Consider the following 23,299-nt stretch of genomic DNA (forward strand, 5'->3'; position numbering starts at 1 on the left):
CCCTAGCCCTGCTCAGGCATCCAGCTCCGTGTCCCAATACAGGAAATCCATCCAACTGTCGTGCAGATGGTTGGGTGGGAACTTACGGCCCACGTTGCGCAGTTCCTCGGCTTGGGGCTGACGCGGTGGCTTGCGCAGAGACATGCCCGCACGACGCAGCGACTTGGACCCTTTGCGCAAATTGCACGGGCTGCAGGCCGCAACCACGTTTTCCCAGCTGGTCACACCGCCCGATGCCCGCGGCACCACGTGATCGAACGTCAGATCCCCGCGCGCGCCACAGTATTGGCAGCTGAATTCATCCCTCAGAAACAAATTAAAGCGCGTGAAGGCCACGCGCTTTCTGGGTTTGACATAGTCTTTCAGTACAACAACCGAGGGTATCCTGATTTCGGTCGACGGACTTCGCACAACCTCATCATATTCGGCCACGATATCGACCCGATCCAGCCAGGCCGCCTTGATCGCATCCTGCCAGGGCCACAGCGAGAGCGGATAATAGGACAAGGGCCGGTAGTCCGCGTTCAGAACCAACGCCGGATGCTGTTTCAACGCGCCCGGTTCGCGTACAAATTCTGTCCTGAAGTCACCGTCCATCAAAGACTCTCTCCTCGCCTTGCACTGCCCGTTTTCGCGGCACCAAGGCGGGGATCCCCGCCCCAGCTTGCTCATAACTATATATCGTGGCAAAGCTCTGACAAGCCCCGAATTTCCACAATATATCGCGGATGGTTACTGTGATTCCGTGACGGGCATATGACATTTATCCACAGCTTGCACAGCCCACCATCCGCGCGGTATGCAAGGCCCCATGACCCGCCTGATCCGCTTCAACAAACCCTTTGACGTGCTGCCCCAGTTCACCGATCGGGACAATGCCGACAGCCCCCGGGCGACCCTGTCGGATTTCGTCGACGTACCTCGCGTTTACCCTGCCGGGCGTTTGGACCGCGACAGCGAGGGGCTGATGCTGTTGACCGACAACGGCAAGTTGCAGGCGCAGATCTCCGACCCCAAGCACAAGATGCCCAAAACCTACTGGGTTCAAGTCGAAGGTAGCCCAGACCGTGACGCACTCAAGGCCCTGCGCGAGGGTGTCAAGCTCAAGGATGGTCTGACCCGTCCGGCCAAGGCGCGGGTGATGGCTGAACCGCCAGAGTTGTGGGCTCGAACACCACCGATCCGGGCACGCAAATCCATCCCCGATACCTGGATCGAACTGACGATCCGCGAAGGCCGCAATCGGCAAGTCCGGCGCATGACCGCAGCCGTCGGACACCCGACGCTAAGGCTGATCCGCTATGGGATCGGGGCCTGGACCTTGGACGGTTTGAGCAGCGGTGCCTGGGACGAACTCCAGGTCCCCGTGATCGACACCCCCTCGCGCCCAAGCGGCAAGGACCGTCGCAACACGCCCCGTCGTCGCTGACCCCCACGTCTCGCCTACGTTCTGCAGTGCCGCGCCGGGCGCAGCCCGGCGCCCGGCCCAACTGAGCAAGGGCCCGCAAGGGCATGACGCGAGGGCGGGAGCGCTACGAGCGCTGCATAGCCCCCTACTGGCGGTTCAGAATAAAACGCTTCGAAATTCGATCAACGGGAGTCCCGTCCTTCAATGGGCGGCTGTGGGACACGGAATGATGCTGAAATCCCATCTTGGCATAATAGGCCAGCCCTGGAACATTGTCGGCGCGGATCGTGGCGTTGATCTCGGCAAACCCCAAGTTGAGCGCCACCTGCGCCGTCTCGGCAAACAAGGCTCGCCCAACACCCCTAATGGCCCTGTCCTGTCGGGCAAAGGTTGCGATGTCAGCGCAGTCCGGGGGCAGATCCTGGGAAATGCCCAGCCACTGAAACCCGGCAATCTCTCGGCCCGCATCAAACGCCACATGGCAACACACCAGGTCCACCCCGGTCAGAAAGCTCTCGCGAAACAGTGCCTCAGAGAACGGGATCTCATGCGCGGTGGTCCCGCCCGCCTCAATGATGTCGTTCAGAATTCGGCAGCTTGCGGCCACATCCTCGGGCATCATCGGGCGAACGGTTGACACCATGGTCAGAGGCTCAGCTTGTCGCGCATGAAGGCCAGCGCAACACTCAATCCATCGGGGGCAATACCGTGGCCAGTGCCCTTCATGATGTGGGCGTAAACCTCTTTGAATTCCGCTGCCTGCAGCGCCTCTGCCGCCTGCGGCAGCGATTGGGGCGGCACAACGTCGTCGGCATCCCCATGCACAAGCAGGACCGGCATCCGGCTGACCACCTCATCCTCCAGCGTCTCAGGGCTCAGCAACCGGCCCGAGAAGGCGACGATGCCCGCCACCGGATCTTCTCGACGCGGCGCCACGTGCAGGCTCATCATCGTGCCCTGGCTGAAGCCAAACAGAACAACCTGCTCGGGTAGAACATCCTCGTCCACCATCAGCGCATCGAGAAAAGCATTGAAATCATCAACCGCCGCCGCCATGCCGCGCATCGCCTCTTCTTCGGACGAGCCGTCGATCCACGGTATCGGGAACCACTGAAACCCATTTGGCATGCCCGGAATTTGCTCGGGCGCATCAGGGGATACAAACAGCGTGTCAGGCAGATGCTCGGCCAGAGGATCGGCCAGCCCCAACAGGTCGGCACCATTGGCCCCGTAGCCGTGCACGAACACCACAACCGAGCGTGTGCTGCCCGAAACCGGCTCCTTGCGGAGCGCATTCAAAACTCTGGTCATCTGATACCTTCCCTGTCTTTGGCAACGCGGTAATAGGCCCACAACACCCGCGCCGCAACCGAACGCCAGGGCGACCACGCGTTTGCAATCTCGCGCATTTCCTTTTCCGTCGGTCGTTTTGGCAGGTCATATAGGATGCGCGCGGCCTCTTGCAGGGCCAGATCACCATGGGCAAAGACGTCTGCCCGCCCCAGCGAGAACATCGCATAGATCTCGGCCGTCCAGACACCGATGCCTGAAACCTCGGTCAGGACAGAAATGACTTCTGCATCAGAAGCGTCTCGCAAGGCCTTGAAATCAATACGCGCATCGGCCAGAGCGCGGGCATAGCGCATCTTCTGGCGACTGAGGCCAGCGGCGCGCAAATCATCATCCGTCGCCCACATGATCTTGCGCGGTCCGGTGAGGCGCGCGTCTTTCATGCGCTTCCAGATGGCATTGGCCGATGCAACGCTGACTTGTTGGCTAACGATGGCACTAAGCAGCTGCTCGAACCCGTCCGGCCTGCGACGTAAGGGTAACGGCCCCGTCTGATCCATTGCATAGGCCATGCGTGGGCAAGCCCCGCGCAGCCAATCCGCGCCCTCTATGACGCACTCTGGTGTCTCAATGATGCGTCCGATGTCGGTCATGCGCGCCCCTGTATTCTCGCCCTGCACCCTACCTGCATCACATCTCGTTTCAACCCGCTTGTGCGCGAACAATTTCAAGGATACGCATGCGTCATGACCATGACCGCTGCCCCCCTTCCATCTCCTGCAGATGACAGCCGCGCCAAGCGCAATGTTGCCGTTCTTGTGGCTGCCCAGGCTCTGCTGGGCGCTCAGATGCCGATGATTTTCACCATCGGCGGTCTGGCAGGTCAGTCGCTGGCCACAAACGTCTGCCTCGCCACCTTGCCAATCTCGCTGATCGTTCTGGGGTCGATGCTGACCGCGACACCGATTTCGGCAATCATGCAGAAATGGGGTCGTCGCGCGGGCTTTCTTATTGGCAGCGCCGGGGGCGCTGCAGGCGGTCTGATCGGCGCCTATGGCCTTTATCTGGGGTCGTTCCCGATCTTCCTGCTCGGCAGTTTCCTGACCGGCATCTACATGAGCGCGCAAGGGTTTTACCGCTTTGCCGCCGCCGACACCGCATCCGAGGCATTCCGACCCAAGGCGATTTCTTATGTCATGGCAGGCGGGCTGATTTCCGCCGTCATTGGCCCTCAGTTGGTCAAGGCCACCAGCCAGGCCTTTGTGGTGCCCTTCATGGGGACTTACCTGGCGGTGATCGCGATCAACGTGATTGGCTCGCTGCTGTTTTTCTTCATCGACATCCCGAAACCCGAAGCCCCCGCCGCAGACGCCCCCAAGGGCCGCACCCGGTGGGAGTTGATCACAACGCCACGCATCGCCGTGGCTGTGATCTGTGCCATGGTATCTTATGCTCTGATGAACCTGGTCATGACCTCAACCCCGCTGGCGGTTGTGGGTTGCGGTTATACCGAAGGCGACGCGGCGGACGTGGTGACCAGCCACGTTCTGGCGATGTTTGCCCCCAGCTTTTTCACCGGTCACCTGATCGCGCGCTTTGGGGTGGAAAAGATCGTGGCCACCGGATTGGTCATCCTGGCCGGTGCGGGCGCTGTGGCGCTGCAAGGCGTGGACATCGGCAACTTCTTCATTGCTCTGATCCTGCTGGGGCTTGGCTGGAACTTTGGCTTCATCGGCGCCACCACCATGCTGGCCGGTGCGCATGAACCGCATGAACGCGGGCGGATGCAGGGGCTCAACGACCTCTTGGTCTTTGGCGGTGTGACCGTCGCCTCGCTGGCCTCGGGCGGATTGATGAACTGTTCGGGTGGATCGCCAATCGAAGGGTGGACGGCCGTAAACCTGGCGATGGGTCCTTTCCTGGTTTTGGCCGGTGGCGCGCTGATCTGGCTGGTTCTGCGCCCGAAAGAGGCCTGAACCCAGTTCTCGGAGCGCTCCCGCCCTCGCTGCATGCCCTGACGGGCCACAATGATACATCGGGCTCGGTTGGGCCGCGCGCCTCGCCTATGGCGAGGCGCGGTACCGAAATACGGAACCGGATGAGATGTATCGGACTGCCCGTCTGCGTCAGCGCTGACGAGACACAACCCCGACATCTTCGAGACTTCCAGCCTCAATCGCCGATTGCATGCCTGTATCAATGTGCGAGCGGTAGATGACCCACATCCGGGCGCGTATATCGCGCCCTTTATCCGTGATCCGCAGCACCTTGCCCCGCTTGTCATCTGCTGCCGGTTCGCGGGTCAACAGCCCCTCTTCTGCCATGCGCATGACCTGGCGCGAGAAACTGGATTGATCAAACAGAAGCAAGTCTTGCAATCGAACCGGTCGCAGCCCGTCCGGATATTGCTCCAGCTCCCACAGAACGTCATACCAATTGAGCTTGGGTAGCCCTGCGGCAACCAAGGCCCGTTCTGCATTGCGGTAGATACGGGTCCGCACCCGGTTGAGCGCAATCCACGCGCGTTCTCGCGTCTTGAAATCTGTCACCTGACCCTCATTACGCTCTACCGCATCGCTTCAAAGCAAATACATCCATATTCAACGTGCATGAACAAGCCCCAACGCGACAGACGAGCCTACCACTGACCGCTTAGCGCAACCCAAGCCAGCCGAAGGCGGCCGCGGACGTCATCAAAGACCATATCGCCTGCCGCAACCCGTTGCGGGGCGGCCACGATCCGGTTTAACACCCGCTCGGTTTGCCATCCGGCCAAGAGAGCGGCACGCGCCGGGCTGGACACAGCCGACCGGTTGCGGCGAGCGCGGTGCAAGCGCGCCAAGGCCTGTTGCGCCAAGGCCTGTACACCATCCGGCGTGCCATCAAGCAGCGGTATCCGGCCGCGCGCTTCAAGCTCGGGTATGGCCCGCAGCCACCCAGCAATGCCCGCAGCAAATGCGAAATCCTGCACGACCTCTTGTTCGGCCGGACCAAGCACCTGTGCGGCGGCCACCATCAAATGGCCCGAACTGCAGGTGATGTAGCGGTCAAAATGCTCCTGATCTTCGAACGGGTCTTTGTAGATATCCCAGCGTCTTACAGCGACATATTCATCTAGACTTGCCGCCAGATGCGGAGACAGGACACCGGCCAATGGCGTCACCACTTCGTGCCGCCGTACGGGGCCTCCATCGGCGATTTCCTGAAAGGCATCGCGCCACCATTGCAGTCGCATCTCGGCAATCATCGGTTCTTGCGTGACCCAAGGCGCGCGGGAGACTTCAACATTCAGGGCATAGAGCGGGAACAGCACGGCCCGCGCCTCAACGGGTGCAGCCATCGCCGCGCGAAACCGGTCCGGGTCGGCTTTTTCGACCAGGGCTGCGCAGGCTGTGAGATCCGCGTCAAACTGCATCCGCCTGTTACTTCGCCCCTGCGCAGTCACGGATAAGCTTCCACTGGATCGCGTCCAACAACGCCTCGAAGGAGGCATCCACGATGTTCGCGCTGACGCCCACGGTCGACCAATGCCGCCCCTGCCCGTCTTCGCTGTCGATGATGACCCGGGTCACCGCCTCGGTCCCGCCTTGGGTGATCCGCACCTTGAAGTCGACCAACTTCATGTCGCTCAAGATCGCGGAATATTGCCCCAGATCCTTGGCCAACGCCTTGGCCAGCGCGTTCACCGGGCCCCGGTCGCTGCCGGTATCATCCATGCTTTCGCTGACCGAAAGCTTCTTCTCGCCGTCGACCTTTACTACGACAACCGCCTCCGACAGGCTCACCATCTTGTTGTACTTGTTCTTGCGCCGCTCGACCGTGACCTTGTAGCGCTTGACCTCAAAGAACTGTGGCAACTGTCCCAGTTCCTCGCGCGCCAGCAGCTCAAAACTCGCCTGCGCGGTGTCATAGGAATAGCCCTCGCCCTCGCGCGCCTTGATCCGTTCCAGAATGCGGCCCAACGCCGGATCGCCCTTTTCCACACTCATGCCCGCATCGGACAGACGCTTGCGCAGGTTCGACTGCCCCGCCTGGTTCGACATCGGGATGATGCGCGTATTGCCAACCACGCTGGGGTCAACATGCTCATAGGTCGAGGGATCCTTCAGGATCGCGCTCGCGTGCAGCCCCGCCTTATGCGCAAAGGCCGAGGCGCCCACGTAGGCCGCCTGTTTCGACGGCACGCGGTTGAGGATGTCATCCAGCATCCGGCTGATCCGGGTCAGATCGGCCAGCCCCTCACGGCTCACCCCGGTTTCAAAGCGGCTGGCATAGGGTTCTTTCAGCAGCAGCGTCGGAATCAACGCGGTCAGGTTGGCGTTGCCGCAACGCTCACCCAATCCATTGAGCGTGCCCTGGATCTGCCGCGCGCCTGCGTCAACAGCGGCCAGCGAACAGGCCACCGCCTGTTCGGTGTCGTTGTGGGTGTGAATGCCCATCCGGTCACCAGGGATACCCGCTGCGATCACCTCGGACACGATCCGGCCCACTTCGGCGGGCAATGCGCCACCGTTGGTGTCACACAGAACGATCCAGCGCGCGCCTGCGTCCAGCGCTGCCTTGCAGACCGAGATCGCATAGGCGGGGTTGTCCTTGTAACCGTCAAAGAAATGCTCGGCGTCATAAAGCGCCTCGCGCCCCTGCGCCACGATATGTGCCATCGAGGCGGCGACGTTTTCGGTGTTTTCCTCCAGCGGAATACCAAGCGCCTCCGTCACGTGATAGTCATGCGCCTTGCCGACCAGACAGACCGCCCCGGTGCCCGCATTCAGCACCGCCGCCAACACATCATCGTTGGCCGCCGACCGGCCCGAGCGTTTGGTCATGCCAAAGGCGGTGAGCTGTGCGCGGGTCTTAGGCGCCTCGGTGAAAAAGGCGCTGTCGGTGGGGTTCGCCCCGGGCCAACCGCCTTCGATGTAATCGATGCCAAGGGAATCGAGCGCCTGAGTAATCTGCACCTTCTCGGCGGTCGAGAACTGCACGCCCTGGGTCTGCTGCCCGTCGCGCAAGGTGGTGTCATAGAGGTAGAGGCGTTCCTTGGTCATATTCTTGCTCTCTGGCTTCTGGCTCTCTGGCTAGCTCGGGCAGCGCCCGACCGCGGGTGGGTGCGAAGCGCCCGAACCACTTCGGGCGCGTTCTAGTTCAGGCTCTTGGCAATCTGGCCGCGTCAAAACCGGCGGTTGGCACCAACTCGACCCCAGCCTTGCTCATACGGACTTCCAATCCGGCCGCGATGAAGGCTGATTTCAACCGATCCACTTCGCTGAAATCCTTGGTTTCCATCGCAGTTTCACGCGCCGAAGCCAGTTGATCGACAAAGGCCGACAGATCCACATCGTCGGCTTCCGCCCAAGCGCCCAACTCATCGGTCAGCAACCCCATCATTTGCGCCGACGCCAAAAGCGCCGACGCGTCACCAGCAGCAGCTAGCTTGTGCAGCTCTGCCATCGCACCAGCGGTGTTCAGATCTTCCGACAGTGCTTCCAAGACCGCGGCAGCAGCGGTGGACGCGGGCTCGATGCCCGCGGTCAGCGCCCGCCACTTGCGCAGCACGCCCTCGGCCTCTTTGGCTTTCTTTTCGGTCCAATCCATGGGCTTGCGATAATGCGTCGACAAAAACACGAACCGCACCACCTCGCCCGGCACGCCCTGATCCAACAGATCGCGGACGGTGAAGAAGTTGCCCAAGGATTTGGACATCTTCTTGCCCTCGACCTGCAACATCTCGTTGTGCAGCCAGTATCGGGCGAAATCGCCTTCAGGGTTGGCGCAGCAGCTTTGCGCGATCTCATTCTCGTGGTGCGGGAACATCAGGTCGTTGCCACCGCCGTGGATATCGAAACTCACACCCAGCAGTTCTTTGGCCATGGCCGAGCATTCGATGTGCCAGCCCGGGCGCCCCCGGCCCCAAGGCGACTCCCACCCAGGCAGGTCATCCGACGAGGGTTTCCACATCACAAAATCCATCGGGTTCTTCTTGTACGGCGCAACCTCGACCCGCGCACCCGCGATCATGTCGTCGACCGACCGTCCCGAGAGCTTGCCATAACCCTCTTTCCAGCTGTCGACGGCAAAGAGCACATGCCCCTCGGCCGCATAAGCGTGGCCCTTTTCGATCAGCACCTCGCACATGGCGATCATCTGGTTGATGTATTGCGTCGCACGCGGCGCGGCGTCAGGCTCCAGCGCGCCTAGCTGGCCCATGTCGTCCAGGAACCAGCCGATGGTCTCTTCGGTGATGTCACTGATCAGGCGTCCACTTTCCGCAGCGCGCGCGTTGATCTTATCATCCACGTCCGTGAAGTTGCGCACGTATGTGACGTGATCCACCCCATAGACATGGCGCAACAGACGATAGAGCACGTCGAACACCACCACGGGACGCGCGTTGCCCAAGTGCGCCCGGTCATAAACGGTGGGTCCACAGACATACATCCGCACGTTGTTCTCATCGATCGGAACAAAGTCTTCCTTTGTCCGTGTTCGTGTGTTGTGCAGTTTGATCGTTGTCATGTCTTTGGTCCTCAAGAACGGGCACAGGTCACCACTTGCCACTTCTGGCCGCGGGCTTAGCAAGTTGTCTTGTAAATGAAAACGAAAGAAACCAGCCCGCGACGATGTCAGCAGGGAATGCAGCAGATAATGATGCAAATGGTCTGGTTCATGGGTCCCGCATAACACGGGCAGATCAATCCGCCAAGCCTTGAGTGATGAGATTATCCGGGTCAGACTGCCCCCATGAGCCGAGAGACCGTCAATGCCATCTGCGAAACCTTTCCCGGGGCCGAATTGTCGGACCCTTGGGGCGGTGGCCATGACGCGTGGAAGGTGGGCGGCAAGATGTTTGCCTGCGTGGGGTCGATGGGCGACGGGGTATCGGTCAAGACACCCGACATAGAAACAGCGCAAATGCTGATCGAGGCGGGCGTCGGCATCAAAGCCCCCTATTTCCATCGCAGCTGGATCAGGTTGCCTTGGGACACGGACGCGGACGAAATGCAGCACAGGCTTGAGGCAAGCTATGACATCGTCCGGTCCAGCCTGACCAAAAAGCTGCAGGCGACGCTCGATCCAAGGACCTGAAACGGGACCCTTTTTTCGGTGCTCACGAACGACGAACCAGGGGCATGACCTGCGTCACACCACGCGTACACTCCTCGCGGAATCCTGAAGGCCCACGCATGTCCTGCGCCCCGACATTTCCCTATTGACCTAAACCCAACTTGAGACCGCAAGCTCCCTTCACCCGGCCCAAAACCATCACCAAGGAGCTAACATGAATTTCACCACTGCCGGCGTGATCCTCTTTACCCAAAACTACGAGGCCTGCGTCGACTTCTATGGCCATCTACTGGGTCTTGAGATGTTGCACCGCATCGACCGGCCTGGCGAACGTCTCACGACATTCAAGCTGGGGGACACTTATCTGATGGTCGAAACGGGCGGCGTAAGTTCAGACCAGCCAAAGACGGTTGCGCAGAATCCGACGAAACTCCGCTTTAACGTTCGGGATGTTGCAGCAACCGCGAAAGAACTGAAAACCCGAGGGATAACAGCAATGATCCATCAACACAGCTGGGGCACCACCGCAGAATTCACAGATCCGGACGGAAACCCCTGTGCCTTACGGTCACACGATGGGTTCGGAAATTGAGCATGTCCCAAACAGAAGCGGAATTGACAAATCAGCGCGGCTCTGTCCCTCTCCGCCGGTGATCTGCTTAGGGAGGCTAACATGCAGTTGTCGCGTCGTATCACGCATCTGACCGGTGGCGGTTCGGATGGTTGGGACGTCTTTTACCGCGCCCGTCGGATGAAGGCCGAGGGCGTTCCGGTGTCGGAATTGACCATCGGGGAACATGACATTCGAACGCACGCCTCGATTCTGGCGGCGATGGATGCTTCGGCCCGCGGCGGGCATACAGGCTATGCCATGGTGCCGGGCGTGGCCTCGTTGCGCGAAACCGTGGCGAAACGGATCCAAGAGCAGACAGGCGTGCCGACAACGGCCGACAATGTACTGATCACCCCCGGTGGTCAGGCAGCGCTGTTTGCCGCCCATGCCGCGACCTGCAATTCTGGCGATACCGCGCTGTATCTTGATCCTTACTACGCGACCTACCCCGGCACGATCCGGGGTGTCGGGGCTGTTGCCAAGGCTGTGCAAACCCATGCCGAAGATGCGTTCCAACCCCGCGCGGCCGAGATTGACGCCGCCGCCGAGGGGGCCGTGTCACTGCTGATCAACTCGCCCAACAACCCCACGGGTGTGGTTTATTCCCGCGAAACGCTCGAAGGCATCGCCGAGGTTTGCAAAAAACGCGATCTGTGGCTGATCTCGGACGAGGTCTATGACACGCAAGTGTGGGAGGGCGAGCACATTTCGCCCCGCGCCCTGCCCGGCATGGCCGAACGGACGCTGGTGGTGGGGTCGATGTCGAAATCCCACGCCATGACCGGCTCGCGCTGCGGTTGGATCGTGGGCCCGGCCGAGGTGATCAACCATCTGATCAACCTGGCAACCCACACGACCTATGGTGTTCCCGGGTTCGTTCAGGATGCGGCCGATTTTGCGCTGAATGCAGGCGCCGAGTTGGAAGAAGAAATCGCCGCCCCTTTCCGTCGTCGCAGACAGCTGGCCAAAGAGATCCTAGCGGGGCAGAACACCCTTGGCCTGGTGCCCGCCCAAGGGGCGATGTACCTGATGCTGGATGTTCGTGCGACGGGAATGAGCGGCGAAGACTTTGCCAACGCCCTGCTGGACACGCATCATATCGCCGTCATGCCGGGCGAAAGCTTTGGCCAGGCCGCCGCCGGTCATATCCGGGTGGCCATGACGATCGCGGATGACGAGTTTGCCCAGGCGCTGCAAACGCTCTGCACCTTTGCGACCGAGCGCGCCAACGCCGTGGCCGCTCAGTAATTGAAAACCGGCGCGGTGGACATCGCCGCGCCGGACACTCGTTACACTGAAAAACCTAGAAGCGGAACGAAGCGCGCAGGTTGACGGATGTCGAATCGTAGTCCGACGTCGTGGTTCCGACATTGTCGAACTTGTGCTGCAGAACTTCACCACTGACGGTGAATTGCTCGTTCACCTGATACGCAACACCCAGGCCGTAGACAAAACCGGTGTCATTGCCGAGCGAGGTAAAGGCCCGCGACCCACCGACCACAGCATACCCAAGCGCGGGGCCGAAGTCGTAACCGCCTTTCAGCTTGAGGTTGGCCACATTGTCGATGGTACCACCGCCTGCAGGCAAGGCTAGGTCAACACGGTTGACCTCCAACTCGCCACCAACGACGAAATCGCCAAAATCATAGTCATAGCCGATGTGACCGCCAAATGTGGTTTCTTTGCCATCGGCCGCGCCCGGGCCGTCAACATCGGCATGTCCGATGCCGAAACCGGCATAGGGGCCGGTCCAATCTGCGGCCATCGCGGCAGGTGCGCCAAGCAGCGCGATAGAGGTTACTGCGGGAACCAAGAGTTTCATGTTGCACTCCAATCTTCATTGCACACCGCGCAGAGATTACCGTTTAACAGCAAACCTTTGCACCTATCCCCGCGCCGTGTGACAGTGAAATGGACACCTGCCCTGATCGCTTCAAGGCACCTGCAGGAAACCGCGCGGAGACCCGCGCATGTCCCGCAAGTTTTCGCGCATCAGGCGAAAACCTGCCCAAAATCACCACTTTCAGCGTCGCAAATGGAACAGACCTGCCATGCACCTCTTGAAAAAATCGGACGCAGTTGAGGGAGAGAGCCATGCAAGCAGAGCAGAGTAAAATCTGTTTGGTGAGCCGCACAATTGGTGCGGATCGTGGCCGCGCGGCCCGGGGGCGCCCTGCCTCAAGTTGATCTGAAGCTACTTCCAGTCAACTCACATCGGACCAAACGACATGAACGACCAATCCCGATCCACCTCGCGCAGCGGCGGACGCGCTGCGCGCCGTGCTGCCCGTGCAGCCGCCCTGCCCGATCACCTGCGCCCGGTGCGCCACGGCATGGAAAGCCGCGCGCTGAACTTGCTCAGCCAACAGGACATGGAACGCATCCATTCCGCCGCGCTCGATGCGCTGGAAACCATCGGCCTTGCCGACGCGCCACAAAGCGGCATTGATTACCTGGTGGGTGCCGGCTGTACCCTGGGCGACGATGGCCGCATCCGGTTCCCGCGCGCATTGGTCGAAGATACGCTGGCCAAGGCAAACCGCGAGGTCACGCTCTACAGCCGCGATGGCAAAACCGATCTGGACCTGACCGGGGCCAAGGTCCACTACGGAACAGCGGGTGCCGCCGTTTCGATGGTGGATGTGGATGGCCGCAATTATCGCGATTCAACCGTGCAGGACCTTCACGATGCGGCGCGGATATGTCAGCAGCTCGACAACATTCACTTTGTCCAGCGCCCCATGGTCTGCCGCGACATCCCCGACAACCGCGAGATGGACCTGAACACCATCTACGCCTGCACATCCGGCACCTACAAACACATCGGCACATCGTTCACCGAGCCATCTTATGTGAAGCCCGCGCTGGAAATGCTGCACATGATCGCCGGTGGCGAGGACAAGTGGCGTGAAAAGCCGTTCATGTCGAACTCGAACTGTTTCGTTGTCCCTCCGATGAAATTTGCCACCGAATCCTGCGAAGTGATGGAGGAATGCATCAAGGGCGGCATGCCCGTGCTGCTGCTCTCCGCCGGTATGGCCGGGGCTACGGCGCCATCGACAGTGGCGGGTGCCATTGTGCAGGCCACCGCTGAATGTCTGGCCGGTTTGGTCTATGTCAACGCAGTGAAACCGGGGCACCCCGCAATCATGGGCACCTGGCCCTTCGGTCTGGACCTGCGCACTGGTGCGATGACCGTCGGCTCGGGCGAGCAAGCGCTGCTGAGCGCGGGCTGCGCTCAGATGCACCGGTTCTATGACCTTCCGGGGGGTGCCGCCGCCGGGGCCGCCGATTCCAAACTGCCCGACATGCAGGCCGGATGGGAACAGATGTGTTCCGCCGTTATGACCGGTCTGTCGGGGCTGAACATGGTGTACGAGGCCGCCGGCATGCACGCCTCGCTGCTGGGGTTCTGCTTTGAAAGCCTGATCCTGAGTGATGACTTGCTGGGGCAAGCGTTGCGCTGTGTACGCGGGATCGAGGTGACGGATGAAACCATGGCCCTGGATCAGATCGCTGAGGTCTGCCTGGGCGGTACGGGCCACTATCTGGGCACTGATGCGACACTCAGCCGGATGCAGCAGGACTTTGTCTATCCCACCTTGGGTGATCGCACTTCGCCCAAGGAATGGGCCGAATTGGGCAAACCCGACCTGATTCAAAAGGCGATCGAAAAGAAAGAGATGATCCTGGGAGAGCGATCACCAGCCCGGTTCGATGCGGAACTCGATCAGAAAATTCGTGGAGCCTTCAACATTCACTTGCCCGCGTAAATCTTTGAAATGGGGCGGGAAAATCTCGCCCCACACCATCATTCGGATGTCTTTCGGGCAATCACATATCAGCCGAGACATTGTTACTCCGAACTGTTGCGCGCTATGCGACCACCATCTGCTGCAGCAATCAGACGAAGGTTTAGTGGCGTCATCACCAACAAAAGTCACGCGATCTGTTCGCGAAAACCGGGGGTTACATGGGCCGTCCCCAGCCCCCACATCCAAAAAGCTGGCGCCATCAGTCTGGGCTTTGAACCTCTTTCCGATCCATTGATCGTGGGCGGCGTGGTTGATGGACCGGGGCACGGGCGGTCCCCGCAACTCGGGTCTGTCCCGTCTTGGAACACTCAGGCACCACTCAGGAAGTGGGAACGCGCAAGCAGCAGCCCCTACCGCCTGCGCGTCCCTCCCGTGACCCCCTCGTGGTGATCGATTAGCTGTCGGTATCGGGCAGCAACCCTGCGGTCTGTGCGGCCGACACCTCATCAACATCCAGCACGCCATCGGCGTTCTGATCCATGGCGACAAAGCTGTCGGCATCCAATTCCGGGAAAGCGGCCTGAACCTCTTCCAATGTAAGCACGCCATCAGCGTTGGCATCGACTTGCCCCGCGGCCCAAAGCGGAGTTGCAAAGAGAGCAGCGACAAGCGGCAGAGTTTTAAACAGTTTCATTAGGGTCTCCTGTGGTTTTGATCGTCCAAAGGTTGGACGCACTCAGAAACCGCGAAACCGGCAATCCCGTCACCCCATGGAGGAAACATGACGAAAATTCAGCCAACTCGCGCCGGTTTTGTCCGCTTGCCTGCGCAAGGAATGGCGGGGCAAAATCCCGCGCATCGCCACCGGCGGAACTCGCCGCAGCGTACATCCGGAAACAAGCATCCCTTTGCCGAAAAGCGCCCCAGTCCTAAGTCGGCGCCTTTTGGCCGGTTGATCTGAGTCGCAAAAAAAGGGGGCCATCGGCCCCCTTTGAGTTTCGCTATCCAAGCTCATCTAGTTTACCGCCCGGTGTTTTTTTGCCTGCGGCCTGGACTGCGTCTGGGGCGAGCGCACCCGCCCCGTGATAGAGTGGGAAGGACTGGTCTTCCGCCCACCCTGTCTCGTCGGGGCCAGGATCACCGAGGGTGGATCCTTTTGTGGCCCCTACGCATCCCCCAGGGGACGCGATCTTTGTTACCGGGGACTTACGAGCAGCCGCTCGTCGCCCCGCAAGTGTTGCACTTCATGCAGGTGCCGTTGCGCACCAGCGTGTAGTTTCCGCATTCACCGCAGGCCTCGCCCTCGTAGCCTTGCATCTTGGCCTTGGTGCGAGCGTCCATGCCGACGGCCGCAGTGGTTTCGGTTGAGGTTTCAGGCACGATGGTCTGCAGCGCGCTGACCGGATCAGCGGCGCCGTTCAGTGCGGTGGCGCCGGATTGGCCGCCATTCAGCACCACCAGATCCTGCGGCAGACGCTTGCGCAGATAGCCCGTCGAGCTGATTTGTTTCAACACTTCCAATGACTTGGACGCCGCAGTTTCGCTAATCTCGTTGATGTTCGACACGCCCTCTTCCTCGCCACGACCGATGTCGTCGAATGTGGCGCCCTCGGGCTTCACATGCGCCAGATCGGTGCGGTCCAGATAGCTGACAGCCAGTTCCCGGAAGATGTAGTCGAGGATCGAGGTCGCGTTCTTGATCGAGTCGTTGCCCTGCACCATCCCCGCCGGTTCGAACTTGGTGAAGGTGAAAGCGTCAACGAACTCCTCGAGCGGCACGCCATATTGCAGACCGACCGACACGGCGATGGCAAAGTTGTTCATCATCGCGCGGAAACCTGCACCCTCTTTGTGCATGTCGATGAAAATCTCGCCCAACTTGCCGTCTTCGAACTCGCCGGTGCGCAGGTAAACCTTATGCCCGCCAACGACGGCCTTTTGGGTGTATCCCTTGCGGCGATGGGGCAGCTTCTCGCGGTGGCTGCGGATGATCTCTTTCACCACAACCTTTTCGATCACTTTCTCGGCCAGCACAGCGGCCTTTTCCTGGATCGAACCGCTTTCCAGAACCTCAGCCGCCTCATCGTCGTCTTCGACCAACGCAGCCGCCAACGGTTGGCTGAGCTTCGAGCCGTCACGATAGAGCGCGTTGGCTTTGACACCCAGCGACCAGCTGAGTTCGTAAGCCTTCTGACAGTCCTCGATGGTCGCATCGTTGGGCATGTTGATTGTTTTGGAAATCGCGCCCGAGATGAACGACTGTGCCGCGGCCATCATGGTGATGTGGCTGTCAACCGACAGGAAGCGCTTGCCTTTCTTGCCGCATGGGTTTGCACAATCAAAGATGTGATAGTGCTCTTCCTTAAGGTGCGGCGCCCCTTCCAGGGTCATGGTCCCGCAAACATGGTCGTTCGCTGCGTCGATATCGGCCTTGGTAAAGCCAAGGTGACGCAGCAGGTCGAACGTCGGGTCATTCAGTTTGTCAGCCGGGATGCCCAGAACGCCGGTGCAGAACTCTTCGCCCAGGGTCCACTGGTTGAACACAAACCGGATGTCGAATGCGCTTTCCAGCGCCTCGTCAACCTTGCGCAACTCGTTGGGGCCAAACCCGTGACCCGTCAGCGAGGTGTGGTTGATCCCGGGTGCGTTGCCGATGGAACCGTGACCCACGGCGTAAGATACGATCTCTTCGATCTGGGCCGAGCTGTAGCCTTGGAATTCCAAAGCAGCAGGAACCGAGCGGTTGATGATCTTGAAATAACCGCCACCGGCCAGTTTCTTGAACTTGACCAGCGCAAAGTCGGGCTCAATCCCGGTGGTGTCGCAATCCATTACCAGACCAATGGTGCCGGTGGGCGCAATCACAGTGGCCTGCGCATTGCGATAGCCGTTCTTTTCACCCAAGGACAATGCCTCGTCCCAGGCGGACATGGCCAGATCAACCAGGCGCGCGTCAGGGCAGTTGGCATGATCCAGCGGCACTGGTTTCACCGCGAGCTTCTCATACCCATGCACAGCACCGTGCGCTGCGTTGCGGTGGTTGCGCATAACGCGCAGCATGTGCTTGGCGTTGCGCTCGTAGCCTGCAAACGGACCCAGCTCGCCTGCAATCTCGGCCGAGGTTGCATAAGCCACACCGGTCATGATCGCGGTCAGAGCACCGCAAAGCGCCCGGCCCTCGTCGCTGTCATAGCCGTGGCCCATGTTCATCAGCAAGCCGCCGATGTTGGCATAGCCCAGACCCAAGGTGCGGAAGTCATAGGAAAGCTGCGCGATTTCCTTGGACGGGAACTGCGCCATGGTCACGCTGATTTCCAGCGTCAGGGTCCACAGACGCGCGGTGTGCATGTAATCATCGGCCTGGAACTTGCCATCCTCAAGGAAGGTCAGCAGGTTCATCGACGCCAGGTTACAAGCGGTGTCGTCCAGGAACATGTATTCCGAACAGGGGTTTGACCCGCGAATTTCACCGTCTTCGGGGCAGGTATGCCATTCGTTGACGGTGTCGTGGTACTGGATGCCCGGATCAGCACAGGCCCAGGCCGCATGGCCCACTTGCGCCCAGAGGTCACGCGCCTTGATGGTGCGAGAGACCTTGCCGTCGGTGCGGTTGATCAGCTCCCAATCGGCGTCCTTTTCGATCGCCTTGAGGAAAGCGTTGGTCACACGGATCGAGTTGTTCGAGTTTTGGCCCGAAACCGAGCTGTAAGCCTCGGAGTCCCAATCGGTGTCATAGGTCGGGAATTCGATGCTGGTGTGGCCCTGCTTGGCGTAATCCAGCACGCGTTTGACATAAGTCTCGGGGATCGCGACTTTTTTGGCTTCGCGGATCGACTTTTTCAGCGCGTCGTTGTGGTTCGGGTCATATGCATCTTCGGCCTTGCCATCCCAGGTGCGCAGCGCCTCGAAAATACCGTTGAGCTTGGCCTCGTGCATCTTAGAGCCCGCAACGATGCTCGCCACCTTCTGCTCTTCGATGACTTTCCAGTTGATGAAATCCTCAATATCCGGGTGATCAGCGTCGACGATGACCATCTTGGCCGCACGCCGGGTGGTGCCGCCGGATTTGATCGCGCCTGCTGCCCGGTCACCGATTTTCAGGAAGCCCATAAGGCCGCTCGACTTGCCACCACCGGACAGGGGCTCACCCTCGCCGCGCAGGTGGCTGAAGTTGGTGCCAGTGCCCGAACCATATTTGAACAGGCGCGCCTCGCGCACCCACAGGTCCATGATGCCGCCTTCGTTGACCAGATCATCTTCGACGCCCTGAATGAAACACGCGTGGGGCTGCGGATGCTCGTAGGACGATTTCGATTTGGTCAGCTTGCCGGTCTTATAGTCGACATAGTGGTGGCCCTGTGCCGGGCCGTCTATGCCATAGGCCCAATGCAGGCCGGTGTTGAACCACTGGGGCGAGTTCGGCGCGGCGCGCTGCGTGGCCAGCATATAGCGCATCTCGTCAAAGTAAGCGCGCGCGTCATCCTCGGTCGAGAAATAGCCGCCTTTCCAGCCCCAATAAGCCCAGGCACCTGCAAGACGGTCGAACACCTGCTTTGAGGAGATTTCGCCACCCAGCTCGACGTCCCCGTCGGGCACCGAGCGCCACAGGAATTCGGGAACATCCTTTTCCCGGACCTTCTTCAAGCGCGAGGGCACACCTGCTTTGCGGAAATACTTTTGGGCAATAACGTCGCTGGCGACCTGGCTCCAGCTCGAGGGCACTTCGATGTCGTCGAGTTTGAATACGATTGTCCCGTCGGGATTGCGAATCTCAGACGTGGCCGACACAAAATCCAGCTCTGCATAGGCATCCTGTCCTGCCTTGGTGAATTTCCGTTCTATCTTCATCCCGCTGCCCCTAAATTCCAGCTTTCAACGTGTGGCCCCATCAGCCCATGATCGCGCCCCGGACCAGTCCCAGGGCAATGACAGAAGGAAAAAACATCCCGCCGCAGCCGAAGCCGCGTGAAAAAACAGCGCTGTCGCGCCCGTTGTCCGAGAGTTACCCCATTGTCGTGCCGCGCTGCTGCCCCTCTGGTCATACCTACCAGATTTAGTGGCAATGCGTCCGGCCCCCACAATCTGGCGTATTGGGGCCTAGGAGGTCAACGCTCTTTTTACCAACGTTTCGGAAAGATTTATATTGACGCGCGCCCGGGTTCGGGCCGGTCATCGCCAGGTCCGATTCCTCCACAAGTTATGCCCAAGGCGCAGCATCGGGGATGCCTCAAGCAAGACTGGGATTTCTCGATTTTTACGGCACACTTACCAGATTTTATTAACAATTCTTAACGCAAATCTCTGCGATGCAGCACGAAAATCGAGCGAGCATTTTCCTGTGACAAAATTATCAGATCAGATGCGAGCTGCGGTGCCGAGTCGCGAAATTTCCCACCCAACCGACACAGAATCGGGGGAAGAAATGGCCCTCTGCCCCAATTTCAGGCGGCCACCAGATGTCGTAGTGTGGCCCTTAAACACACCAAGGGCAGAGCCAATCCCTCGGCCCTGCCCCTGTTGATACCTACCAGATTTAGTGTTGCGCGTGCCGGTTCAGATAGTCGTGCAGATCGTCAGAGGCCGCAGCTTGCGCGCTGGACAACACTAGGCTGCCCTCCAGCATCGCCTCTTTCATGTTGGGCAACTCGTGCGCGATGCCCTTGTGGCAATCGATGCAGGTCTTTTCACCAGTGAACAAAAGCCGCTCATGAAAATCCGCCGCGCGCGGGCTTTGCCGGGTGATATCCATTGACTCGGCCGAGTGGCAGTTACGGCATTCCAGCGAGTCGTTGGCCTTGAGCCGTGCCCATTCGTGTTGCGCCAGTTCCAATCGTTTCTCGACAAACTTTTCACGCGTGTTGATGGTGCCGAAAATCTTGCCCCACACCTCTTTGCTGGCTTGCATCTTGCGCGCGATCTTGGGCGTCCATTCATGCGGAACGTGGCAATCAGGGCACGTGGCCCGCACGCCCGAGCGGTTGGAATAGTGAATGGTTGTCTTCAGCTCGGCAAAAACGTTGTCGCGCATCTCGTGACAGCCGGTACAGAAGGTTTCGGTATTGGTCAGCTCGAGCGCAGTGTTGAAACCGCCCCAAAAGATGATCCCCATAAGGAAGCCGCCCATCGTCAGCCCGCCCAGGCTGTAATGGACGCTGGGGCGTCTTATCGTGCCCCAGAGTTTGCGAAGGAAACCCAACATCAGTCGCTGCTCCCCTGGTTCTGTTTGACGTATTCAAGCACGCTGTCGATGTCGACAAAGCCGTTTTCCACCAGCGCGCGCGCCTCGACCTGAACCACGTGGCATTGATTGCAGAAATACCGACGTGGTGTCACCGAGGCCAGGAACTGATTGTCTCGGCTCATGAAATGCGTGATCGAGATCATCGGCGCCTGGCTCACCTCGACCGCGGTGCGGCTGTGGCATTGCATGCATTGGTTGGCGTTCAGGTCGATCTGGTAGCCGTCGATCTTGTGCGGGATCAGCGGCGGCTGCTCGGGGTAGTTGCGCACCTGGCGCAGGTCCGAATTCACCACCTTGGCAATCGCCGGTGGTTCAGCGTTGTCCGCCAAAGGCGTGCCTGATCGCAGGGTGGCCACATGCTCTTGGGCAAAAGCGGCTCCGGCAAAACTGATGACTGCTGCGGTAATCCATATGTTGCGTGTCATGATCAGGCCCCCACTGGTACGACTTTGACCGCACACTTTTTAAAGTCGGTCTGTTTCGACAGCGGATCGGTGGCATCCAACGTGACCTTGTTGATCAACTGTCGTGCATCAAACCAAGGCACAAAGATCAGACCTTTTGGCGGCTTGTTGCGTCCGCGCGTTTCAACCCGGCTGAGGATATGACCGCGCCGCGATTCCACCTTGACGGACGAACCCCGTCTAACCCCCATCGCCTCTGCATCATCGGGATGCATGTAAACCAGCGCATCCGGGATCGCCTTGTGCAGTTCGGGGACCCGTTGGGTCATCGAACCGGAATGCCAATGCTCAAGAACCCGGCCTGTGGCCAACCAGAACGGGTACTCTTCGTCTGGCCGTTCCGGGGCCGGTTCGAACGGCAGCGCAAAGATGATCGCCTTGCCGTCCTTGTGACCATAGAACTCAAAATCGCTGCCAGCGGTGACATAAGGATCGGACCCCTCCTTGAACCGCCACTTGGTTTCTTTCCCGTCAACGACCGGCCAACGCAGGCCGCGCACTTCGTGATAAGTATCAAAGGGCGCCAGATCGTGGGCCTTGCCGCGTCCAAACTCGGCATACTCTTCGAACAGGCCCTTCTGGATGTAGAACCCAAAGTCCTGCGCCTCGTGGTTGGCATAGTCGTCCGAGGTTTGATCCAGCGGATAGGAATCCACTTTGCCGTTGGCATAGAGCACCTCGTAAAGCGTCTTGCCCTTGTAGTCTGGGTTGGCATCCAGCAACTCGGCAGGCCAAACCTCATCCGTGGTGAAGCGTTTCGAAAACTCGACCAGCTGCCACAGGTCCGATTTGGATTCGCCGGGTGCATCGACCAGCTGATGCCAGAACTGCGTCCGACGTTCGGCGTTGCCGTATGCGCCCTCTTTCTCAACCCACATGGCGGCGGGCAGGATCAGGTCGGCGGCTTCGGCCGTCACGGTTGGATAGGCGTCAGACACCACGATGAAGTTGTCGGGGTTGCGATAACCCGGCAGCCCCTCTTCCATCATGTTGGGTGCGGCCTGCATGTTGTTGTTCACCTGCACCCAATAGCAGTTGATGTTGCCATCCTTCAGGTCGCGGTTCTGTTTCACGGCGTGCGAGCCCACCCAATCCGGCACGCCACCTTCGGGCAGCTTCCAGATCTTTTCCGCCTTCTTGCGGTGCTCGGGGTTGTTCACAACCATATCGGCAGGCAGACGGTGCGAGAAGGTTCCGACCTCGCGCGCCGTGCCACAGGCCGAGGGCTGCCCCGTCAGCGAGAACGGCGAGTTACCGGGGGTCGAGATCTTGCCCGTCAGCAGGTGCAGGTTATAGATCATGTTGTTGACCCAAACCCCGCGCGTGTGCTGGTTTACGCCCATGGTCCACAGCGACATGACCTTGGTGTCCGGATCGGCATATAGCTTGGCGATCTTTTCCAGTGCGTCCTTGGACACGCCCGACATCTCATGCGCCTTGTCGAGCGTATAGGGCTTCACAAACTCGGCGAACTCTTCGAACGTGATCGGATCCGACTTGCCGCTGTCGGGGTTGGCGGCGGCCTGTTGCAGCGGATTTTCCGGGCGCAAGCCATAACCGATGTCTTGCGCGCCCTTTTTGAAGTTCACGTGCTTGGCGACAAAATCTTTGTTCACCGCGTCGTTTTCGATGATGTAGTTGGCGATGTAGTTGAGGATTGCCAGGTCGGTCTGCGGCTCAAAGATCGCGGGGATGTCGGCCAGATCAAAGCTGCGGTGCGTGAACGTCGACAGAACCGCGACCTGGACATGCGGATGACCAAACCGGCGGTCGGCGATGCGGGTCCACAAGATCGGGTGCATCTCGGCCATGTTCGAGCCCCAGAGCACAAAGGCGTCCGCGTTCTCGAAATCATCGTAACACCCCATCGGCTCATCAATGCCAAAGGTCCGCATAAAGCCGACAACCGCGCTCGCCATGCAGTGGCGCGCGTTAGGGTCGATGTTGTTCGACCTGAACCCGGCCTTCATCAGCTTGGACGCGGCGTACCCTTCCCACACGGTCCACTGGCCCGACCCGAACATGCCGATGCCCTTGGGCCCCTTCTCTTTCAAAGTGGCCTTCCACTTCTCGGCCATAATGTCGAACGCCTCATCCCAGCTGACCGGTTCAAACGCGCCATCCTTGTGGAAGACGCCGTCTTTCTTGCGCAGCAAGGGCTGTGTCAAGCGGTCCGAGCCGTACATGATCTTGGACAGGAAGTAGCCTTTGACACAGTTGAGGCCCCGGTTCACCTCGGACTTGGCGTCACCATGGCTGGCCACCACGCGGCCCGCTTTGGTTGCGACCATGATCGAGCAACCCGTACCACAGAATCTGCAAGGTGCCTTGGACCATTTCAGGTCGGTAAGCTGTGCATCCGTGACAAGGTTTTGCGCCGCTGCCGGTATCGGTAGCCCGGCCGCCGCAGCCGCGGCCGCCACGGCCTGGGCTTTGATGACATCGCGTCTGGACAAGTTAGGCATT

General features: G+C 59.9%; 20 protein-coding genes. 6 read left to right on the plus strand and 14 right to left on the minus strand.

Going from position 1 to position 23,299, the window contains the following annotated elements:
* Nucleotides 1-12 precede the first annotated feature (12 nt).
* Complete coding sequence (locus TRM7615_RS14110) at nt 13-597, minus strand: HNH endonuclease (RefSeq protein ID WP_108788632.1); 585 nt, start codon at nt 595-597, stop codon at nt 13-15.
* Nucleotides 598-811: 214 nt separating this feature from the next.
* Between TRM7615_RS14110 and TRM7615_RS14115 the strand changes: the two genes are divergently transcribed.
* Nucleotides 812-1,429, plus strand: a complete 618-nt coding sequence (locus TRM7615_RS14115) for a pseudouridine synthase (protein ID WP_108788634.1) — start codon at nt 812-814, stop codon at nt 1,427-1,429.
* A 124-nt stretch (nt 1,430-1,553) separates the two neighbouring features.
* Here the strand turns inward: TRM7615_RS14115 and TRM7615_RS14120 are convergent, their stop codons facing one another.
* From TRM7615_RS14120 to TRM7615_RS14130, 3 genes are read right to left on the minus strand one after another with little or no spacing between them, the layout of a single operon-like run.
* Nucleotides 1,554-2,051: a GNAT family N-acetyltransferase gene (locus TRM7615_RS14120; RefSeq protein ID WP_108788636.1), complete on the minus strand. Its 498-nt coding sequence runs from the start codon at nt 2,049-2,051 to the stop codon at nt 1,554-1,556.
* Between the two features lie 2 nt (nt 2,052-2,053).
* Nucleotides 2,054-2,719, minus strand: a complete 666-nt coding sequence (locus tag TRM7615_RS14125; protein WP_108788638.1) for an alpha/beta hydrolase — start codon at nt 2,717-2,719, stop codon at nt 2,054-2,056.
* Nucleotides 2,716-3,351: a DNA-3-methyladenine glycosylase family protein gene (locus TRM7615_RS14130; protein ID WP_108788641.1), complete on the minus strand. Its 636-nt coding sequence runs from the start codon at nt 3,349-3,351 to the stop codon at nt 2,716-2,718. The genes TRM7615_RS14125 and TRM7615_RS14130 overlap by 4 nt, the downstream gene beginning before the upstream one ends.
* Before the next feature lie 93 nt (nt 3,352-3,444).
* Here TRM7615_RS14130 and TRM7615_RS14135 point away from each other — a divergent pair, with 93 nt between their 5' ends.
* On the plus strand, nt 3,445-4,674 hold the full coding sequence (locus TRM7615_RS14135; RefSeq protein ID WP_108788643.1) for an MFS transporter: 1,230 nt from the start codon (nt 3,445-3,447) through the stop codon (nt 4,672-4,674).
* Nucleotides 4,675-4,824: 150 nt separating this feature from the next.
* Here TRM7615_RS14135 and TRM7615_RS14140 read toward each other — a convergent pair whose 3' ends face one another.
* From TRM7615_RS14140 to cysS, 4 genes are all read right to left on the minus strand, one after another.
* A complete protein-coding gene (locus TRM7615_RS14140) occupies nt 4,825-5,247 on the minus strand; it encodes a MarR family winged helix-turn-helix transcriptional regulator (RefSeq protein WP_108788645.1) in 423 nt (140 codons plus the stop codon).
* Between the two features lie 89 nt (nt 5,248-5,336).
* Nucleotides 5,337-6,113, minus strand: a complete 777-nt coding sequence (locus TRM7615_RS14145; RefSeq protein ID WP_108788647.1) for a squalene/phytoene synthase family protein — start codon at nt 6,111-6,113, stop codon at nt 5,337-5,339.
* A 7-nt stretch (nt 6,114-6,120) separates the two neighbouring features.
* Nucleotides 6,121-7,743: a citramalate synthase gene (gene cimA, locus TRM7615_RS14150; RefSeq protein WP_108788649.1), complete on the minus strand. Its 1,623-nt coding sequence runs from the start codon at nt 7,741-7,743 to the stop codon at nt 6,121-6,123.
* A gap of 97 nt (nt 7,744-7,840) precedes the next feature.
* Entirely contained in the window at nt 7,841-9,211 is a 1,371-nt protein-coding gene (gene cysS / locus TRM7615_RS14155) for a cysteine--tRNA ligase (protein ID WP_181893163.1), read from the minus strand.
* A 225-nt stretch (nt 9,212-9,436) separates the two neighbouring features.
* Here cysS and TRM7615_RS14160 point away from each other — a divergent pair, with 225 nt between their 5' ends.
* The 3 genes from TRM7615_RS14160 (at nt 9,437) to TRM7615_RS14170 (ending at nt 11,621) form a co-directional block, all read left to right on the plus strand.
* Nucleotides 9,437-9,781: an MmcQ/YjbR family DNA-binding protein gene (locus TRM7615_RS14160; protein ID WP_108788651.1), complete on the plus strand. Its 345-nt coding sequence runs from the start codon at nt 9,437-9,439 to the stop codon at nt 9,779-9,781.
* A 193-nt stretch (nt 9,782-9,974) separates the two neighbouring features.
* Nucleotides 9,975-10,352 (plus strand): VOC family protein, encoded by a 378-nt coding sequence (locus TRM7615_RS14165; RefSeq protein ID WP_108788653.1) that lies wholly within the window; start codon nt 9,975-9,977, stop codon nt 10,350-10,352.
* Between the two features lie 81 nt (nt 10,353-10,433).
* Complete coding sequence (locus tag TRM7615_RS14170) at nt 10,434-11,621, plus strand: pyridoxal phosphate-dependent aminotransferase (protein WP_108788655.1); 1,188 nt, start codon at nt 10,434-10,436, stop codon at nt 11,619-11,621.
* Nucleotides 11,622-11,676: 55 nt separating this feature from the next.
* Here the strand turns inward: TRM7615_RS14170 and TRM7615_RS14175 are convergent, their stop codons facing one another.
* Complete coding sequence (locus tag TRM7615_RS14175; RefSeq protein WP_108788657.1) at nt 11,677-12,195, minus strand: porin family protein; 519 nt, start codon at nt 12,193-12,195, stop codon at nt 11,677-11,679.
* A gap of 406 nt (nt 12,196-12,601) precedes the next feature.
* Here TRM7615_RS14175 and TRM7615_RS14180 point away from each other — a divergent pair, with 406 nt between their 5' ends.
* The gene (locus tag TRM7615_RS14180; RefSeq protein ID WP_108788659.1) at nt 12,602-14,146 is read left to right on the plus strand and encodes a trimethylamine methyltransferase family protein; all 1,545 of its coding nucleotides are present in this window, start codon (nt 12,602-12,604) and stop codon (nt 14,144-14,146) included.
* Nucleotides 14,147-14,582: 436 nt separating this feature from the next.
* Here the strand turns inward: TRM7615_RS14180 and TRM7615_RS14185 are convergent, their stop codons facing one another.
* The 5 genes from TRM7615_RS14185 to napA form a co-directional block, all read right to left on the minus strand.
* The gene (locus tag TRM7615_RS14185; protein ID WP_108788661.1) at nt 14,583-14,822 is read right to left on the minus strand and encodes an EF-hand domain-containing protein; all 240 of its coding nucleotides are present in this window, start codon (nt 14,820-14,822) and stop codon (nt 14,583-14,585) included.
* A 512-nt stretch (nt 14,823-15,334) separates the two neighbouring features.
* On the minus strand, nt 15,335-18,976 hold the full coding sequence (locus tag TRM7615_RS14190; RefSeq protein WP_108788663.1) for a vitamin B12-dependent ribonucleotide reductase: 3,642 nt from the start codon (nt 18,974-18,976) through the stop codon (nt 15,335-15,337).
* A gap of 685 nt (nt 18,977-19,661) precedes the next feature.
* On the minus strand, nt 19,662-20,327 hold the full coding sequence (locus tag TRM7615_RS14195) for a NapC/NirT family cytochrome c (RefSeq protein ID WP_108788665.1): 666 nt from the start codon (nt 20,325-20,327) through the stop codon (nt 19,662-19,664).
* Nucleotides 20,327-20,794 (minus strand): nitrate reductase cytochrome c-type subunit, encoded by a 468-nt coding sequence (locus TRM7615_RS14200; RefSeq protein ID WP_108788667.1) that lies wholly within the window; start codon nt 20,792-20,794, stop codon nt 20,327-20,329. The genes TRM7615_RS14195 and TRM7615_RS14200 overlap by 1 nt, the downstream gene beginning before the upstream one ends.
* Before the next feature lie 2 nt (nt 20,795-20,796).
* Nucleotides 20,797-23,298 (minus strand): periplasmic nitrate reductase subunit alpha, encoded by a 2,502-nt coding sequence (gene napA, locus TRM7615_RS14205; RefSeq protein ID WP_108788669.1) that lies wholly within the window; start codon nt 23,296-23,298, stop codon nt 20,797-20,799.
* Between the last annotated feature and the right edge of the window lies 1 nt (nt 23,299).

This window comes from Falsiruegeria mediterranea M17, assembly GCF_900302455.1.
Classification (GTDB): Bacteria; Pseudomonadota; Alphaproteobacteria; order Rhodobacterales; family Rhodobacteraceae; genus Falsiruegeria; species Falsiruegeria mediterranea.

What these genes read in the sequence shown, in the direction of transcription:
- TRM7615_RS14110 (WP_108788632.1), bottom strand. Translation starts at nt 597, where the DNA reads ATGGACGGTGACTTCAGGACAGAATTTGTACGCGAACCGGGCGCGTTG.
- TRM7615_RS14115 (WP_108788634.1), top strand. Translation starts at nt 812, where the DNA reads ATGACCCGCCTGATCCGCTTCAACAAACCCTTTGACGTGCTGCCCCAG.
- TRM7615_RS14120 (WP_108788636.1), bottom strand. Translation starts at nt 2,051, where the DNA reads ATGGTGTCAACCGTTCGCCCGATGATGCCCGAGGATGTGGCCGCAAGC.
- TRM7615_RS14125 (WP_108788638.1), bottom strand. Translation starts at nt 2,719, where the DNA reads ATGACCAGAGTTTTGAATGCGCTCCGCAAGGAGCCGGTTTCGGGCAGC.
- TRM7615_RS14130 (WP_108788641.1), bottom strand. Translation starts at nt 3,351, where the DNA reads ATGACCGACATCGGACGCATCATTGAGACACCAGAGTGCGTCATAGAG.
- TRM7615_RS14135 (WP_108788643.1), top strand. Translation starts at nt 3,445, where the DNA reads ATGACCATGACCGCTGCCCCCCTTCCATCTCCTGCAGATGACAGCCGC.
- TRM7615_RS14145 (WP_108788647.1), bottom strand. Translation starts at nt 6,113, where the DNA reads ATGCAGTTTGACGCGGATCTCACAGCCTGCGCAGCCCTGGTCGAAAAA.
- cimA (WP_108788649.1), bottom strand. Translation starts at nt 7,743, where the DNA reads ATGACCAAGGAACGCCTCTACCTCTATGACACCACCTTGCGCGACGGG.
- cysS (WP_181893163.1), bottom strand. Translation starts at nt 9,211, where the DNA reads ATGACAACGATCAAACTGCACAACACACGAACACGGACAAAGGAAGAC.
- TRM7615_RS14160 (WP_108788651.1), top strand. Translation starts at nt 9,437, where the DNA reads ATGAGCCGAGAGACCGTCAATGCCATCTGCGAAACCTTTCCCGGGGCC.
- TRM7615_RS14165 (WP_108788653.1), top strand. Translation starts at nt 9,975, where the DNA reads ATGAATTTCACCACTGCCGGCGTGATCCTCTTTACCCAAAACTACGAG.
- TRM7615_RS14170 (WP_108788655.1), top strand. Translation starts at nt 10,434, where the DNA reads ATGCAGTTGTCGCGTCGTATCACGCATCTGACCGGTGGCGGTTCGGAT.
- TRM7615_RS14175 (WP_108788657.1), bottom strand. Translation starts at nt 12,195, where the DNA reads ATGAAACTCTTGGTTCCCGCAGTAACCTCTATCGCGCTGCTTGGCGCA.
- TRM7615_RS14180 (WP_108788659.1), top strand. Translation starts at nt 12,602, where the DNA reads ATGAACGACCAATCCCGATCCACCTCGCGCAGCGGCGGACGCGCTGCG.
- TRM7615_RS14185 (WP_108788661.1), bottom strand. Translation starts at nt 14,822, where the DNA reads ATGAAACTGTTTAAAACTCTGCCGCTTGTCGCTGCTCTCTTTGCAACT.
- TRM7615_RS14190 (WP_108788663.1), bottom strand. Translation starts at nt 18,976, where the DNA reads ATGAAGATAGAACGGAAATTCACCAAGGCAGGACAGGATGCCTATGCA.
- TRM7615_RS14195 (WP_108788665.1), bottom strand. Translation starts at nt 20,327, where the DNA reads ATGTTGGGTTTCCTTCGCAAACTCTGGGGCACGATAAGACGCCCCAGC.
- TRM7615_RS14200 (WP_108788667.1), bottom strand. Translation starts at nt 20,794, where the DNA reads ATGACACGCAACATATGGATTACCGCAGCAGTCATCAGTTTTGCCGGA.
- napA (WP_108788669.1), bottom strand. Translation starts at nt 23,298, where the DNA reads ATGCCTAACTTGTCCAGACGCGATGTCATCAAAGCCCAGGCCGTGGCG.